Annotated in this window: 16 protein-coding genes; 2 read left to right on the top strand and 14 right to left on the bottom strand. The window is 67.5% G+C overall.

Annotated features, from left to right (window positions below):
• Positions 1 to 198: 198 nt before the first annotated feature.
• Positions 199 to 1038: a symmetrical bis(5'-nucleosyl)-tetraphosphatase gene (locus U4Z64_RS11670; protein ID WP_044846289.1), complete on the top strand. Its 840-nt coding sequence runs from the start codon at positions 199 to 201 to the stop codon at positions 1036 to 1038.
• A gap of 51 nt (positions 1039 to 1089) precedes the next feature.
• Here the strand turns inward: U4Z64_RS11670 and U4Z64_RS11665 are convergent, their stop codons facing one another.
• The 8 genes from U4Z64_RS11665 to U4Z64_RS11630 all read right to left on the bottom strand — a co-directional run bounded on the left by U4Z64_RS11665 (position 1090) and on the right by U4Z64_RS11630 (position 7697).
• On the bottom strand, positions 1090 to 1947 hold the full coding sequence (locus tag U4Z64_RS11665; RefSeq protein ID WP_321820019.1) for a lysophospholipid acyltransferase family protein: 858 nt from the start codon (positions 1945 to 1947) through the stop codon (positions 1090 to 1092).
• Between the two features lie 19 nt (positions 1948 to 1966).
• On the bottom strand, positions 1967 to 3253 hold the full coding sequence (locus U4Z64_RS11660; protein ID WP_321820018.1) for a dihydroorotase: 1287 nt from the start codon (positions 3251 to 3253) through the stop codon (positions 1967 to 1969).
• A 52-nt stretch (positions 3254 to 3305) separates the two neighbouring features.
• Entirely contained in the window at positions 3306 to 4337 is a 1032-nt protein-coding gene (locus tag U4Z64_RS11655; RefSeq protein ID WP_044846292.1) for an aspartate carbamoyltransferase catalytic subunit, read from the bottom strand.
• Positions 4338 to 4411: 74 nt separating this feature from the next.
• A complete protein-coding gene (pyrR, locus tag U4Z64_RS11650; RefSeq protein WP_059538920.1) occupies positions 4412 to 4927 on the bottom strand; it encodes a bifunctional pyr operon transcriptional regulator/uracil phosphoribosyltransferase PyrR in 516 nt (171 codons plus the stop codon).
• Positions 4914 to 5363, bottom strand: a complete 450-nt coding sequence (ruvX, locus tag U4Z64_RS11645) for a Holliday junction resolvase RuvX (RefSeq protein ID WP_059820149.1) — start codon at positions 5361 to 5363, stop codon at positions 4914 to 4916. Before ruvX ends, pyrR begins: the two co-directional genes overlap by 14 nt.
• The gene (locus tag U4Z64_RS11640) at positions 5360 to 5938 is read right to left on the bottom strand and encodes a YqgE/AlgH family protein (RefSeq protein ID WP_044846295.1); all 579 of its coding nucleotides are present in this window, start codon (positions 5936 to 5938) and stop codon (positions 5360 to 5362) included. The genes ruvX and U4Z64_RS11640 overlap by 4 nt, the downstream gene beginning before the upstream one ends.
• 182 nt (positions 5939 to 6120) lie before the next feature.
• On the bottom strand, positions 6121 to 7422 hold the full coding sequence (locus U4Z64_RS11635) for a hypothetical protein (protein ID WP_321820017.1): 1302 nt from the start codon (positions 7420 to 7422) through the stop codon (positions 6121 to 6123).
• Positions 7423 to 7526: 104 nt separating this feature from the next.
• The gene (locus U4Z64_RS11630; RefSeq protein ID WP_004186709.1) at positions 7527 to 7697 is read right to left on the bottom strand and encodes a rubredoxin; all 171 of its coding nucleotides are present in this window, start codon (positions 7695 to 7697) and stop codon (positions 7527 to 7529) included.
• Positions 7698 to 7951: 254 nt separating this feature from the next.
• On the opposite strand from U4Z64_RS11630, the gene U4Z64_RS11625 reads away from it, so the two are divergent.
• On the top strand, positions 7952 to 8818 hold the full coding sequence (locus U4Z64_RS11625) for a hydroxymethylpyrimidine/phosphomethylpyrimidine kinase (protein WP_044846297.1): 867 nt from the start codon (positions 7952 to 7954) through the stop codon (positions 8816 to 8818).
• Positions 8819 to 8992: 174 nt separating this feature from the next.
• Here the strand turns inward: U4Z64_RS11625 and U4Z64_RS11620 are convergent, their stop codons facing one another.
• The 6 genes from U4Z64_RS11620 to U4Z64_RS11595 form a co-directional block, all read right to left on the bottom strand.
• Positions 8993 to 10450, bottom strand: coding sequence for an IS1182 family transposase (locus tag U4Z64_RS11620; protein ID WP_321820016.1), 1458 nt, complete (start codon positions 10448 to 10450; stop codon positions 8993 to 8995).
• Positions 10451 to 10584: 134 nt separating this feature from the next.
• A complete protein-coding gene (gene groL, locus U4Z64_RS11615) occupies positions 10585 to 12225 on the bottom strand; it encodes a chaperonin GroEL (protein ID WP_044846298.1) in 1641 nt (546 codons plus the stop codon).
• Positions 12226 to 12271: 46 nt separating this feature from the next.
• Complete coding sequence (gene groES / locus U4Z64_RS11610) at positions 12272 to 12565, bottom strand: co-chaperone GroES (protein ID WP_014897904.1); 294 nt, start codon at positions 12563 to 12565, stop codon at positions 12272 to 12274.
• Between the two features lie 372 nt (positions 12566 to 12937).
• Positions 12938 to 13447, bottom strand: coding sequence for an SRPBCC family protein (locus tag U4Z64_RS11605; protein ID WP_321820015.1), 510 nt, complete (start codon positions 13445 to 13447; stop codon positions 12938 to 12940).
• A 33-nt stretch (positions 13448 to 13480) separates the two neighbouring features.
• The gene (locus U4Z64_RS11600) at positions 13481 to 14113 is read right to left on the bottom strand and encodes a LolA family protein (RefSeq protein ID WP_124522837.1); all 633 of its coding nucleotides are present in this window, start codon (positions 14111 to 14113) and stop codon (positions 13481 to 13483) included.
• Positions 14110 to 14523, bottom strand: coding sequence for a quinol oxidase (locus U4Z64_RS11595; protein ID WP_321820014.1), 414 nt, complete (start codon positions 14521 to 14523; stop codon positions 14110 to 14112). Before U4Z64_RS11595 ends, U4Z64_RS11600 begins: the two co-directional genes overlap by 4 nt.

Raw genomic sequence — 14523 nt, 5'->3', positions numbered from 1 at the left:
GTTCGGGAAAACGACAATTATAGGGAGCCGCGCGGCGCAAAAGCCATGCTGCTAACAACTTGATACAGCGCTTCGCACCCTTGCCGGCAACGGAATTTCCCACCAAATCAAGCGCATTTCCGAGAACATTGACCAAAAAATCACGCTGAATTCCGATTACTTTTCTTTTTTCCGGGAAACCCGCAGGATCCGCCTCTCATGACCCGCACCCCCATCGCCATCGGCGACATCCAAGGCTGTCATTCAGCTTTCCAGTCGCTGTCCGAAAAGCTTTCAGCCCCCGCCGACACCCCGCTCTGGATCGCCGGCGACATCGTCAACCGCGGCCCCGACTCCCTCGCCGCGCTGCGCGCGCTGGTCGACCTCGGCCCGCGCGCGACCGTCGTGCTCGGCAACCACGACCTCCATCTGCTGGCGGTGTCAGCCGGCATCCGCACCGAACGCCCGGGCGACACGATCGGCGAAATCCTCGACGCCCCCGACGCCGACGCACTGCTGGACTGGGTCCGCCACCGCCCATTCGCGCACTTCGAAAACGACATGCTGCTCGTGCACGCGGGCGTACTGCCGCAATGGGACACATCGCTCGCGCTCGAACTCGCTGACGAACTCCAGCGCGCACTGCGCGCCCCCGACTGGCGCGACACGCTTCAAGGCCTGTACGGCAACGAACCGAATCAATGGAGTCCGAACCTGAAAAAACGCGACCGCATGCGCGTCGCGTTCAACGCGTTCACGCGCTTGCGGTTCTGCACGCCCGATGGCGCGATGGAGTTCAAGACGAACGGCGGCCCCGACAGCGCGCCACCGGGCTACCTGCCGTGGTTCGACGTGCCGGCGCGCCGCACCGAAAACGTAACGGTGGTGTTCGGTCACTGGGCCGCGCTCGGCCTGATGCTGCGCGACAACGTCGTCGCGCTCGATTCGGGGTGCGTATGGGGAAATCAGCTGTCGGCCGTGCGACTGACGGCCGACCCGGCACAGCGTACGGTCACGCAGGTGCAGTGCGACGCGTGCCGCACGCCGGGCGGCGAGTGACACGCTGACAAACCGGCACGCGCGGCACTGCGCGCGAACGCATCCGCGCGCTCAGCCTTCGCGCCCCGGCACCGGCTCCTCGGCCGCCGCCTCACCCGCCGCACCGCCACCGAGCTCGGTCGCCGGATACGCATGCTTCTGCAGTTCCGCGAGCGACTCGGCTGACGGCTTGCCGACCTTCTCCTGCAACGTCGCCAGCGCGGCGGCGATCGCATCGCGGGCCGCCGCCGACGTCGTGCGCCGATCACCGCCCGGCGCGATCGGCTCGCACACGTAGAGATGCGCGACGAGCGGGCCGCCGCGCAACACCATGTCGAGCGACATCCCGAGCGACAGTTCGCCCGTGTAGGCCGGCGCGACCGACTGCCGCCGCTGCGCGTCCTCGTACATCAGGCAGACCGGCTGCACCGCGCAGCCGGCCGACACCGCGGCCTGGAACAGGTTCGCATGGAACGGCAGCAGCGCCTGCCCGTCCGACGTGGTGCCTTCCGGAAACACGCACATCAGCCCGCCGCCGCGCAGGCGCTCGGCCATCTCGTGCATGATCCGCATCGCCTCGGTACGCTTCTCGCGCTGCAGGAACACGGTATCGAGCTTCTCGGCGAGCCAGCCGACGACCGGCCACTGCCGCACCTCGGCCTTCGACACGAACGGCGTCGGCCGCCATGCGTTGATCGCGTAGATGTCGAGCCACGACACGTGATTGCCGACCACGAGCGCGCTCGCGTCGAGCCGCGCGCCGTCGTTGTGGACGACGAGGCGCATCCCGCAGATCCGCAGCATCTTGAGCGACCAGCGGCGCGTCATTTCGGCGCGGCGCGCGGGCGTGACATGCGAAAAGCGCAGCGCGACGATCGCCATGCCGCGCAGCAGGTGAAAGACGAGACGCAGCTTGCGAAAAGCGGTCATGGCGAAGATCCGGCTGGGTTCAGTGACGCTCGAACGCGACCTGCCCCGCCACGAGCGTCGCACGCACGCAGGCCGGCAGTTCGTAGCCGAGGAACGGCGAGTTGTGGCCCTGGCTCTTCAGCACGCGCGGCTCGACGCGCCAGTGCGCGCGCGGGTCGAACACGCACAGGTCGGCCGCGCCGCCTTCGGCCAGGCGGCCCGCCGGCAACTGCAGCACGTCGGCCGGCGCGGCCGTGATGCGGCGCAGCGCCTGCGCGAGCGGCGTGCCGGTTTCATCGGCCCACTTCACCGTCAGCGACAACAACAGTTCGAGCCCCGTCGCTCCGGGTGTCGCCTCGGCGAACGGCAGCAACTTCTCGTCGTCGTCGACCGGCGTGTGATCGGAGCAGATCGCATCGATCGTGCCGTCGGCGAGCGCCGCGCGGATCGCTTCGCGATCGCGCTCGCCGCGCAGTGGCGGGTCCAGCCGGAACTGCGAATCGAAGTAGCCGATGTCGACGTCGATCAGGTGCAGGTGGTTCACGCCGACGTCGCACGTCACGGGCAGCCCCTCGGCCTTCGCTTCACGCACGAGCGCAAGGCCGGCCGCCGACGACAGGCGCGCAAGGTGCACGCGCGCGCCCGTCACGCGCATCAGTTCGAAGATCGTGTGCAGCGCGATCGTCTCGGCCGCGACCGGCACGCCGGCCAGCCCGAGCCGCGACGCGAGCGCGCCGCTCGCGGCGACGCCGCCGCGGCCGATGAACGCGTCGAGCGGACGCAGCCACGTCGTGTAACCGTAGGTGCTCGCGTATTGCAGCGCGCGCAGCAGCACCTGCGTGTCGCGCACCGGCACGTTCGCATGCGTGAAGCCGACGCAGCCCGATTCGGTCAGCGCGACCATCTCGGTGATCACTTCGCCCTTGAGGCCGACGGTGAGCGCGCCGAGCGGATGGACGTTCGCCTGGTGCAGGTTGCGGGCACGGAACTTGAGCATCTCGACGAGGCCCGGCTCGTCGAGCACGGGGTCGGTGTCCGGCGGGCACACGAGGGTCGTCACGCCGCCCGCGACGGCCGCGGCCATCTCGGACGCGAGCGTCGCCTTGTGCTCGTAGCCGGGCTCGCGCAGCCGCGCGCACAGGTCGACGAGACCGGGCGCGACGATCAGGCCCGACGCGTCGATCGTCTTGTCCGCGTCGAAACCGGCCGGCGCCGTACCTGCTGCCGCGAGCGCGGCGATCTTGCCGTCCGCGACGAATACGTCGGCCTGCCGCTCGGTGCCGGCGACCGGGTCGATCAGCGTGCCGCCTTTGATATGAATCTTCATGCGCTGTCTGTAAATGCGTTGATTGCGTGAATAAGGATGCGCGAAAGCGGGCTCAGTCGCTGTTGCCGGCGACGATGCCCATCACCGCCATCCGCACGGCGATGCCGAACGTGACCTGGTTGAGGATCACCGACTGCGGGCCGTCGGCGACCTGCGAGTCGATCTCGACGCCGCGGTTCATCGGGCCCGGGTGCATCACGATCGCGTCGGGCGCGGCGAGCGCGAGGCGCTCGGGCGTCAGGCCCCAGGTCTTGAAATATTCCTGCGCGGACGGCAGCAACGCGCCGCTCATCCGCTCGTTCTGCAGGCGCAGCATGATGATCACGTCGACGCCCTTCAGGCCTTCGTCGAGGTTGTGGAACACCTTCACGCCCATTTGCTCGAGGCCGCCCGGCAGCAGCGTGCGCGGGCCGATCGCGCGCACTTCCGGCACGCCGAGCGTAGTGAGCGCGTGGATGTCCGAGCGCGCGACGCGCGAATGCAGGATGTCGCCGACGATCGCCACGCGCAGCTTCGTGAAGTCGCGCTTGTAGTGACGGATCGTGTACATGTCGAGCAGGCCCTGCGTCGGGTGCGCGTGCCGGCCGTCGCCCGCGTTGATCACGTGCACGTGCGGCGCGCAGTGCTCGGCGATCAGGTACGGCGCGCCGCTCGACGCATGGCGCACGACGAACAGGTCGGCATGCATCGCCGACAGGTTGTTGATCGTGTCGAGCAGCGACTCGCCCTTGCTCGTCGACGACGCGTTGATGTTCAGGTTCAGCACGTCGGCCGACAGGCGCGTCGCGGCGATCTCGAAGGTCGTGCGCGTGCGCGTCGAGTTCTCGAAGAACAGGTTGAACACCGACTTGCCGCGCAGGAGCGGCACCTTCTTCACCTCGCGGTCCGTCACGCTGACGAACTGCTCGGCCGTGTCGAGGATGTGGTTGACGATCGAGCGCGGCAGGCCCTCGATCGACAGCAGGTGTTTCAACTCGCCGTTTTTCGTGAGCTGCGGGTTGCCCTTCAGGAAACCGTAGCGGAACCGCTCGGGGCTCGCGGCCGCGGCGGGATTGCCGGTGCGGCCAGTGGTGTCGGTGGTCATGGTGTGCGTGATTCCAACTATGCAAACGGGCCGCGGTACGAACCGGCGGCCCGGGATACGGTTGCGCGGTTCGCTCAGGCGCCGTGCGCCTCGATGCGCAGCGTGAGCTGCGCGGCTTCGTCGCGCGCGAGCACGAGCGTCGCATCGGCCGGCACATCGAGGGTGCCGCCCGCGAAACGCGCGGCGACCGGCAGTTCGCGGCCGCCGCGATCGGCGAGCACCGCAAGCTCGACCGCGGCCGGACGGCCGTAGTCGAACAGTTCGTTGAGCGCGGCGCGCACGGTGCGGCCGGTGTACAGCACGTCGTCGACGAGCACGATGCGCGCGCCGTCGACCTCGAACGGCAGCGACGTGGGGCTCGCCTGGCTGTGCAGCCCCTTCTTCGCGTAGTCGTCGCGATGCAGCGCGACGTTCACGACGCCGAATCCCGGCGCGCCGAGATCGCGCGCGAGGCGCTCGGCGAGCCAGGCGCCGCCGCTGTGAATGCCGGCGAGCCGCGGGCCGCCCGGCTCGGCGAAGGCCGTGCCGTATGCGTCGCGGATCTGGTCGAGCAGGACGCGGTAGAGCGCGTCGGCATCAATGGTGCTCATGGTCGGACAATTGATCGAGATACTGTTGAAGGATCACGCGCGCGGCCTCGGCATCGAGCATCTCGGCGCGTGCGCGCCCGCGCACGTTGCGCTCGCGGAGCCCGGCCTCGGCCTCGACCGACGAATAGCGTTCGTCGACCCACGTGACGGGCAGCCCGAAGCGGCCGTTCAGCTGGTTGCCGAAACGCTTCGCCTGCTGCGTCATGTCGTGCGGCGTGCCGTCCGGATGCATCGGCAGGCCGACGACGAGCGCGTCCGGCCGCCATTCGGCCAGCAGTTCGCCGACCGCCTTGAAGCGGTGCTCGCGGTTCAGGTTGGGAATCACGACGAGGGCGCGAGCCGAGCGCGTCAGCGCATTGCCGATCGCGACGCCGATCCGCTTCTCGCCGTAATCGAACGCCAGGAGCGTCGCATCGCGCGCGCTCGCGCCGCTCATGCGTGCCCTGCTTCGCCGGACAGCATCGACGAGCTGACGCCGAGCAGGCCAAGTGCGGCTTCGAAACGCTCCTCGGCCGGCGTGTCGAACACGATGCGCGGATCGGCGGCGACCGTCAGCCAGCCGTTGCGGGAAATTTCTTCCTCGAGCTGCCCGGCGCCCCAGCCGGCGTGGCCGAGCGTCAGCAGGAAGCGCTTCGGGCCGGTGCCCGTCGCGACCGCCTCGAGCACGTCCTTCGACGTCGTCATCTCGAGCCCGCCCTCGACCGACATGGACGAGTTGTAGTTCGCGCCCTCGACCGGCTCGTGCAGCACGAAGCCGCGCTCGGTCTGGACCGGGCCGCCGAAGTACACGGGAATGTGCAGCAGCGGCTCGATGTCGAGCTTCAGGTCGATGCGGCTGAACAGCGATTCGAGGTCGATGTCGGTGGGCCGATTGATGACGAGGCCGAGCGCACCGCGCTCGCTGTGATCGCAAAGATAGACCACCGTTCCCGAAAACGTCGGATCCGCCATGTTCGGCATGGCGATCAGGAACTGGTTGGTGAGATTGATGCGATCGGAAGGCTTTGACATGGTTTGAATTTTAGCAAAGACGCCGCGGCCTGACCGGGCCGCGATCAACAAGCAACGCCGCACGACGCTGGCAACGACGCGCGCGGATCACATGGCACTCTAACACGCGCGCGGGCGCTGTCGGCAGCGTGTTGCCGGCCCGCGCGGCAAGGGCTGCCGCCGCGGTCGCGCCCCGTTGCGCATCAGGTCCGGGCGAGCGCCGCGCCGAGCGCCTCGGACGCCGCGGTCAGGTCCGGCGGCGCCACCCCCGCGGCGATCTTCAGCAGCGCGCCGCGCAGCAGGTCGGATGCCCGGCCGTGCGCGTCGAGCCCGCCGTCGGCGAGCGGCAGGCCGTGTGCGGCACGGCGCCACGCGAGCCCGAGCGTGTCGGCCAGCAGCGCCGCGTGACCAAGCCCGAGCGCGCATGCGGCCGTACCGACCCGGTAGGCGGCCGCGGATGCGCGCCATGCGGCCCCCGCATCGGCCGCACCTGCATCAACGGCCAGATCGGCCATCGACGCGTCGGCCGTCTGCAGGAAATCCTCATACGCGTGCGCATTGACGGTCACGACGCCGAGCATGCGGGTGGGCGCCGCCGCGACTGCCTCATGCTCGGCCTGCGCCGCGCCGGCTTCCCACAGCGCCTCGGACGCGGGCGTGCCGGCGACGTGCCAGTCGACGGTCAGTCCATAGTCGTGCAGCACGTCGACGAGCGCGACGTCTTCCGCGGCCGCGCCGAACAGCGCGAAATCGCGCCACAGCAACGCAACCGTCTCGCGCACGAGCGCCGGCGGCGCGCTGCGCCTGCCCTGCGCGTGCTCGCCGAGCAGCAGGTTGGTCCGTGCGAGGAAACGCTTCAGTTCGGGCGCGGCACACGCGCGCAGCGCGCGCAGGCATGCGGCGGCGAGCCGCCAGAAGTCGTACGGCGCGTCGTCGGCCAGCGCGGTCAGGGTCGTGTCGAGCTCGTCGAGCGCCGCGTCCGGCGTGCCGTGCGGCGCGCGCAGCACGCCGAGCAGCGCCTGCTCGTAACGGGCCCGCGCGCGGCTCGCGAATGCGTCGGGCAACGCGCGCAGCGTCGCCGGCGGCGTCGCGCGCCCGACGAGTGCCAGCGCGTCGAGCGGCACGCTCGCGTGGAGGTCCGTCGAGCCTTGCGCACGCAGCGCACGGAAATGGTCGAACAGGACTGGCGAGCAGGCCAGCTCGCGCAGATTGTGGCGCCCGACCGCCGCGCTGAAATCGCGCAACGCGAGGCGCCAGGCGGCGCAAGCCGGCTCAGCGGCGACGAGCGGCGCCGCGGCGGCGAGTTGCCCCGCGAATCGGGCGGCCGGCAGCCAGCCGGCCTCCGCCAGCACGGCGGCAGCGGCCGACAGCGGCGCGGCCGCGTCGTCGCGACGCTCGAATGCGTCGGCGGCCGCCGCGAGCCACGCGTCGGCCGCGCGCACGGCCCCGCCGCGCGGGTTGGGTAATGCGTCAGGGTGGGGAACGTTCGCCGGATCGGCCGTCATGGACACGCGCGCCTGTCATCGTCAAGTCGCTCGCGCCGGCCTCGGCGCGCAAGCACCGGGCAACCGCGAGGCCGCAGCCGGGTGTCCGTTGGCCAAGGGTCCGGTCAGATCTGGACCATCTCGAAGTCTTCCTTGCGAGCGCCGCATTCGGGGCACGTCCAGTTGATCGGGACGTCTTCCCAGCGCGTGCCCGGGGCGATGCCCTCTTCGGGCAGCCCGGCTTCTTCGTCATAAATCCAGCCACAAATCAGGCACATCCAGCTCTTGTATTCCATCTTAAGCCGCGTCGGGAAAAGTCGGTAAATTCGGGAGCCATGATGGTACCGTGTCGGGGCCGGACTGCCTAGCAATCGCGCTGGAGTACGGCGACTACGTTGCGCTGCGCTAAAAAATCCGTCGTGCGGGCCGGATTCCGCCGCATAATGGCTGGAAAGTGCGGCCTGCCGGGCAACACAGGGCCCAAACGCCCACTTCGCCTCGCCGTCCGCAGTTCCGTCGCTTCCCCGTTTTTTTCTTGCCCCATTTTTACATGTCCAGCAACGCCCCTCCGATCGTCCTCACCTTCGGCCTGTCCGATCCCACCGGCGGCTCCGGCCTCCAAGCCGATCTGATGACCCTGGCGAGCATGGGCTGCCACGGCGTGTCCGTCCTGACGGGCTATACCGTGCGCGACTCGGCCGCCTGCGACGAAGTGACCGGTCTCGATCCCGATGTCGTCGCCGCCCAGGCGCGCATGCTGCTCGAGGACATGCCGGTCGCCGCGTTCAAGATCGGCGCGGCGACGCGCGCGGAAGTCGTGAGCGCGATCGCCGAAGTGGTCGCCGACTACGACGGCGTGCCGCTCGTGCTCGCGCCGGACTTTACGCTCGACGACGAGCACGTGCTCGCCGCCGACGACCTGCGCGAATCGATCGCCGACCTGCTCGCGCCGCAGACGACGCTGCTGGTCGCCGACCACGCGACGCTGATCGCGCTCGCGCAGCCGGACGGCGATGCCGAGGCGCCGAATCTCGACGCGGCCGTGTCGCACCTGCTGTCGCAGGGCTGCGAGTACATCCTGTCGTCGGAGACGGGCTCGCACCGGCTCGTCAACACGCTGTACGGCGAGGAAGGCCAGCTTCGCGAAGACATGTGGGATCGCTCGCCGCACCGGTTGATGGGCATCACCGATACGCTCGGCGCGGCGATCGCGGCACTGCTCGCGAATGGCCAGGAGCCGCCCGAAGCGGTGCGCGAGGCGCAGGAATACCTGTACCAGGCCGTGCGCGACGCGTTCCGGCCCGGCATGGGCGCGTACCTGCCCGACCGGTTCTTCTGGGCACGCAGCAACGATGAGGAAGGCGGGCGCCCGGTGACGGAAAGCAGCAAAACCTCGCCGCGGATCGCCCGGCATTGAACCCGCACGGCGGCCCTGCGCCGCCGTTGCACGCGGCTCACCCTCGCGCCGGGGCGGCATGTCCGCCCCTTTTTACGCGCACATAAAAAAAGACCCGCATCGCTGCGGGTCTTCAGACTGCTGACGAACCCCACGTTTTTCGGAGCGCGGGGTTTTGTCTTTCTGGGATCAGGATTACGGGCTCGCCGCGAGCGGGCAGTCGAAGCTGCAGCGCAAACCGCTCACCAGACGCAGCAGCATGCGCACGAAGTGCCAATCGGGACCCGCTGGCCCCTTTTTCCGCTTCCGCGCCAGCAGCATCGCAATCTTCTTGATGTTCTGTGCCGCCGCGGCCAGCAAGCACTGCTCGGCCACCTTGCGTAGCCCACGCATACGGGCATAACGGTGCCCATGCAGTTGCTTGGCATCGGCGAAGCTACGCTCCACCGTCTCCTTGCGCCGCGCGTAAATGCGTTGGCCCCATTCGGTCAAGCGCCGCGCGTCCACCTTCTCCTTGGCGCGCTCCCACACGTGGCGCGTCACCACCTTCACCGCGTTCGCACTGTTCGTGCACTGCGCCCGTACCGGGCAGCGCCCGCAGATCTGCGCATTGGATTTGTATTCCCGATAGCCGACCCGATTGGTCGTGCTGTACGGCAGCGCCTGTCCTTGCGGGCATACGTATTCGTTGCGATACGCGTCGTACTTGAACTGCCGTTTGTAGAACATACCCGGCTTGTGGTTCGGCGTGCGATAGCCCATCACCCCGGCAATCCCTCGCTCCTCCAGCCCCTGGCATACCGCCGGCGTGAAGTAGCCCGCATCCAGCCCCACCGCCTCGACCTTGAACTCAAAGCGCTCGCGCTGGCGATCCAGCCGATCCAGATACGGCTGGCTGTCGTGCACCGAGGCCGGCGTCACATGCGTATCGGTGATGATCGCGTGCCGGGCATCCACCGTGCGGTGGTCCAGATAGAAGAACCCTTTGGGCTTGTCGTCCCGCACCATGTAACCGCTGTTCGGATCGGTTCGGCTGATCTTGGTGTCCTTGCTCGGTGGCGGTTCGTCGTCGTCGCGATTCAGCGGCTTCTTGCCATGCGCGGCCCGGTCCGCGTCCACCGCCGCATTCAGCGCCTCCGTGTACGCCGCAGGCGTCTGCTCCAGCTTCACGACATCGAACTTGCCCTTGTTCGCGTTCGCCTTCAGGTGCGTACTGTCCGTGTACAGCACTCGACCATCGACCAACCCGCGCTTCATCGCCTGCCGCACAATCTCGTCGAAGATCTCCTGATACACCGCCGTGTCCGTGAAGCGTCGGCGGCGATTCTGCGAGAACGTTGACGCATCCGGCACCTTGTCGGTCAACCGAAACCGGGCGAACCAGCGGTAGGCAACGTTGACCTGAACCTCGCGCATCAGTTGCCGCTCGCTGCGCACCCCGAACAGGTAGCCAATGAACAGCAGCTTGAACATCACCACGGGATCGAGCGCCGGCCGCCCGTTGTCCGCGCAATACAGATGCGCCACCTTCGCGCGGATGAACTCGAAATCCACCGCCGCGTCAATCTGGCGCAGCAGGTGGTCCTTCGGCACGAGTTCCTCGAGCGTCACCATCTCGAGTTCGTGCTGCGTGGGCATGGGCGTCTTCAGCATCACGTCATTAAAAAACAAACCCCCGCACTTGGCGAGGGTTTGTCAGCAGTCTGAAGACCCGCATCGCTGCGGGTCTTTTTCTTTGGCTGGAGCGCGCATCGCTGCGCGCCCCGGACACCATCGACCGAAGTCGATTACATGTCCATGCCCATGCCGCCCATGCCGCCCGGCATGCCGCCCGGCATCGGTGCATCTTCCTTCGGCAGTTCTGCGACAGCTGCGTCCGTCGTCAGCAGCAGGCCAGCAACCGAAGCTGCGTTCTGCAGTGCGGTGCGCGTGACCTTGGTCGGGTCGACGACGCCGGCTTCAACCATGTCGACGTACTCGCCCGTTGCTGCGTTGTAGCCGTAGTTGCCCGTGCCTGCAGCCACTGCCGCCACCACGACGCTCGCTTCTTCGCCGCCGTTCGTGACGATCTGGCGCAGCGGCTCTTCCATTGCGCGCAGCACGATCTTGATGCCGGCGTTCTGGTCGGCGTTCGCGCCGGTCAGGCCTGCGATCGCGGTGCGAGCGCGGATCAGCGCAACGCCGCCGCCTGCCACGATGCCTTCTTCCACAGCTGCGCGCGTTGCGTGCAGTGCGTCTTCGACACGTGCCTTCTTTTCCTTCATTTCGACTTCGGTCGCTGCACCGACCTTGATCACTGCCACGCCGCCGGCCAGCTTGGCCACGCGCTCTTGCAGCTTTTCACGGTCGTAGTCCGACGTCGCTTCTTCGATTTGCGTGCGAACTTGCTTGACGCGCGCTTCGATGTTCACGGCTTCGCCTGCGCCGTCGATGATCGTCGTGTTTTCCTTGCCCACTTCGATGCGCTTCGCCTGGCCCAGTTCTGCCAGCGTTGCCTTCTCGAGCGTCAGGCCGGTTTCTTCCGCGACGACTTGACCGCCGGTCAGGATCGCGATGTCTTCCAGCATCGCCTTGCGACGATCGCCGAAGCCCGGCGCCTTGACCGCAACGGTCTTCAGGATGCCGCGGATGTTGTTGACGACCAGCGTTGCGAGCGCTTCGCCTTCGACGTCTTCAGCGATGATCAGCAGCGGACGGCCAGCCTTCGCGACTTGCTCGAGCACCGGCAGCAGATCACGGATGTTCGACACCTTCTTGTCGTGCAGCAGCACGAACGGGTTGTCGAGGACGGCGACTTGCTTGTCCGGGTTGTTGATGAAGTACGGCGACAGGTAGCCGCGGTCGAACTGCATGCCTTCGACGACGTCGAGTTCGTCAGCCAGCGACTTGCCGTCTTCGACGGTGATCACGCCTTCCTTGCCGACCTTGTCCATCGCTTCAGCGATGCGATCGCCGATCGACGTGTCGCTGTTCGCCGAGATCGAGCCGACCTGTGCGATTTCCTTGTTCGTCGTGCACGGCTTGCTGATCTTCTTCAGCTCTTCGACAGCCGCTGCGACTGCCTTGTCGATGCCGCGCTTCAGGTCCATCGGGTTCATGCCCGATGCGACGTACTTCATGCCTTCGCGAACGATCGATTGCGCGAGGACGGTTGCCGTCGTCGTGCCGTCGCCTGCGTTGTCGCTGGTCTTGGAAGCCACTTCCTTGACCATTTGCGCGCCCATGTTCTGGAGCTTGTCCTTCAGCTCGATTTCCTTCGCGACCGACACACCGTCCTTGGTGACCGTCGGGCCGCCGAAGCTGCGCTCGAGCACGACGTTGCGGCCCTTCGGACCCAGCGTGACCTTGACTGCGTTGGCGAGAATGTTCACGCCTTCGACCATCTTCGAACGGGCGGAATCGCCGAATACGACGTCTTTAGCTGCCATCTTCTAACTCCTTGAATTCTTGGGAATATGTACCGTCGGTGGACGCTTACTGCGCGTTGACCACGGCCATGATGTCTTCTTCGCGCATGACCAGCAGTTCCTGGCCGTCGACCTTGACGGTCTGACCAGCGTACTTGCCGAACAGCACGCGATCGCCGACCTTCACGTCGAGCGCGATCGCCGCGCCCTTGTCGTCACGCTTGCCCGGGCCGACCGCGAGGATCTCGCCTTGATCCGGCTTCTCAGCAGCAGCTTCGGGGATCACGATGCCCGAGGCGGTCTTGGTTTCCTGATCCAGGCGCTTGACGATCACGCGATCGTGCAAAGGACGAAGGTTCATATTCACTCCTCTCTTGACTGAGATTGAAGAACGCTTAGGGAATCTGCCCGGCGGGTCGCCCGGCAGAGAATTGTTAGCACTCTCGTGCAGCGAGTGCTAATTATATGGACGGGTTTTGACAAATTCAAGAAGGGGAGCCGGAGGTTTTTTCGTGCGGGGCGGAACGGCGGAAAAACGGGGATAAATCAAAAAAAGCCATTCAAAACAGTCACATACACATCAACCTCGCACACCGGGAGCGGACGGGATACGGGATATCCCGACCATCGCCCCAATTTGACACGGGGCAGGCACCGAGTTCCCGCGGTCGTCCGGTATCGCATGAAAAGGGCCGCTCGGACGCCAACGAGGCCGGGACAGAACGCGAGATCGTCACATGTCCGGACAGCCGGCGACCGGCTGGAACGTCCGGCCGTCGGTCTCGACCGTCGCGCCCAGCCGGCGCGCGAGCCCTTTTGCGCCTTCGCGCATCACGACGTCGTGATTCCAGGCGAACAGCGGGCGCGCGACCGGCTCCAGCCAGTTCATCCAGCGCTCGCGCGTGCGGATGTGCCAGTCGTAGCGCACGACGGTGCGCGTGCCGTCGCCGGCGAACGACCAGCGGCCGTCGCCTTCGATCGCGCCGCTCGCGCGGCCTTCGAGCACATGCAGCCGCTCGACGCGCAGCACGCGCATGTCGAAGGTCAGCCGGTACGGCAACGCGCCTTTCCACGTGTAACGCTGCAGCGCGCCGACGCCGCGCGCATCGCCGGGTTCGATCTCGACGGTCCGCACGGCGCTCTTCCACCAGTCGGGCCAGCGATCGACCTGGTAGATCGCGTCCCAGACCGCCGCGAGCGACGCGTCCACGCGCCACGTCGTCGAAAACCGGTATTCCGCCATGCTGCCTCCGGCAGGAGTCGTCGGGATCAGGAATCAGGGGGAGAAAAAGCGGGCGGGAAACGCGACGTCGATCTCGACGTCGTCGAGCGTGACCGTCTCGAGCGGCGCGCCGTCGTCGTCCGCGAAGCTGACCACCTTCAGCGGAAAGCCGTCCTCGGTGTCCAGCCACAGACGATAGCGATGCACGCCGTCGACCACGTGCGCGGGTGCGCCCGTCACCGACACGCGCAGCGTGGTGCGGCCGCCGACGGTTTCCTGGCCCTCCGTCACCGTCGCACCGCCCTGCTGCAGCGCATGCACGTTGCGCAGCAGCACGCCGACGTCCGACCGGTCGACGCGATGGCCGCTGCGATTGCGCAGGAGCGGATTGGACGGCGACAGCGTCAGCGCGGGCAGCGCATGCTCGCCGAACGGGCGCAGCCGGACCTTGCCGTCGCCGGGATCGTACGCGAGAACCGCGCCGTGATGCGGCGACACGAAGTCCATCCGGACGAAGCCGGGTTTCAGGTACGCATAGTGGAATTCGGCGTGCTCGCCGCTTCGCGCCGACGAGCGGATCGTCGCGCGGTACGAGTGGACCTGGTCGAAATGCGTCTGCGCGACGGTCACGGGGTCGGCTGTCATGCTCGCTCCTATCAGGCTCGCGGCCAGCAACGCGGCGATCATGGCGCCGCCTCGACGTCGAGCACACCTTCCATTCCGCGCTCGCGATGGCTGCGCAAGAACAGCAGCCGATGCGTGCAATAGTAGGCGAAGCGGCCGGGCGCCGTCGGCGTGAAGCGCAACGTGCGCGGCGTCGTGCCGAGTTCGGTGCGCACCGCGATGCCGGCCTGCGGCGCGTCGATCGCGAAACTGTGCGGCACGACGCCCGGTTCGGCCGATACGGTCAGTTCCACCGGCACGTGCGCGCGGACAATCACGTGGTTCGGGCGAAAGAAATAGCTGCCGCCGACGATCGCCACCCGCTGCACGCCGTCGGCGTCGACCGGCACGCGCACCGGGGCATCGCCGTCCGCCCGCGCGAGCCCGGCGCATGCCGCGAGCGCCACCGCCACCATCGCCACCTTCGCGTTCAT

This window comes from Burkholderia sp. BCC1996 (genome assembly GCF_905339955.1).
Taxonomy (GTDB): Bacteria; Pseudomonadota; Gammaproteobacteria; order Burkholderiales; family Burkholderiaceae; genus Burkholderia.
The sequence above is the reverse complement of the archived record's forward strand: the minus strand, read 5'-3'. Positions and strand labels throughout refer to the sequence as shown.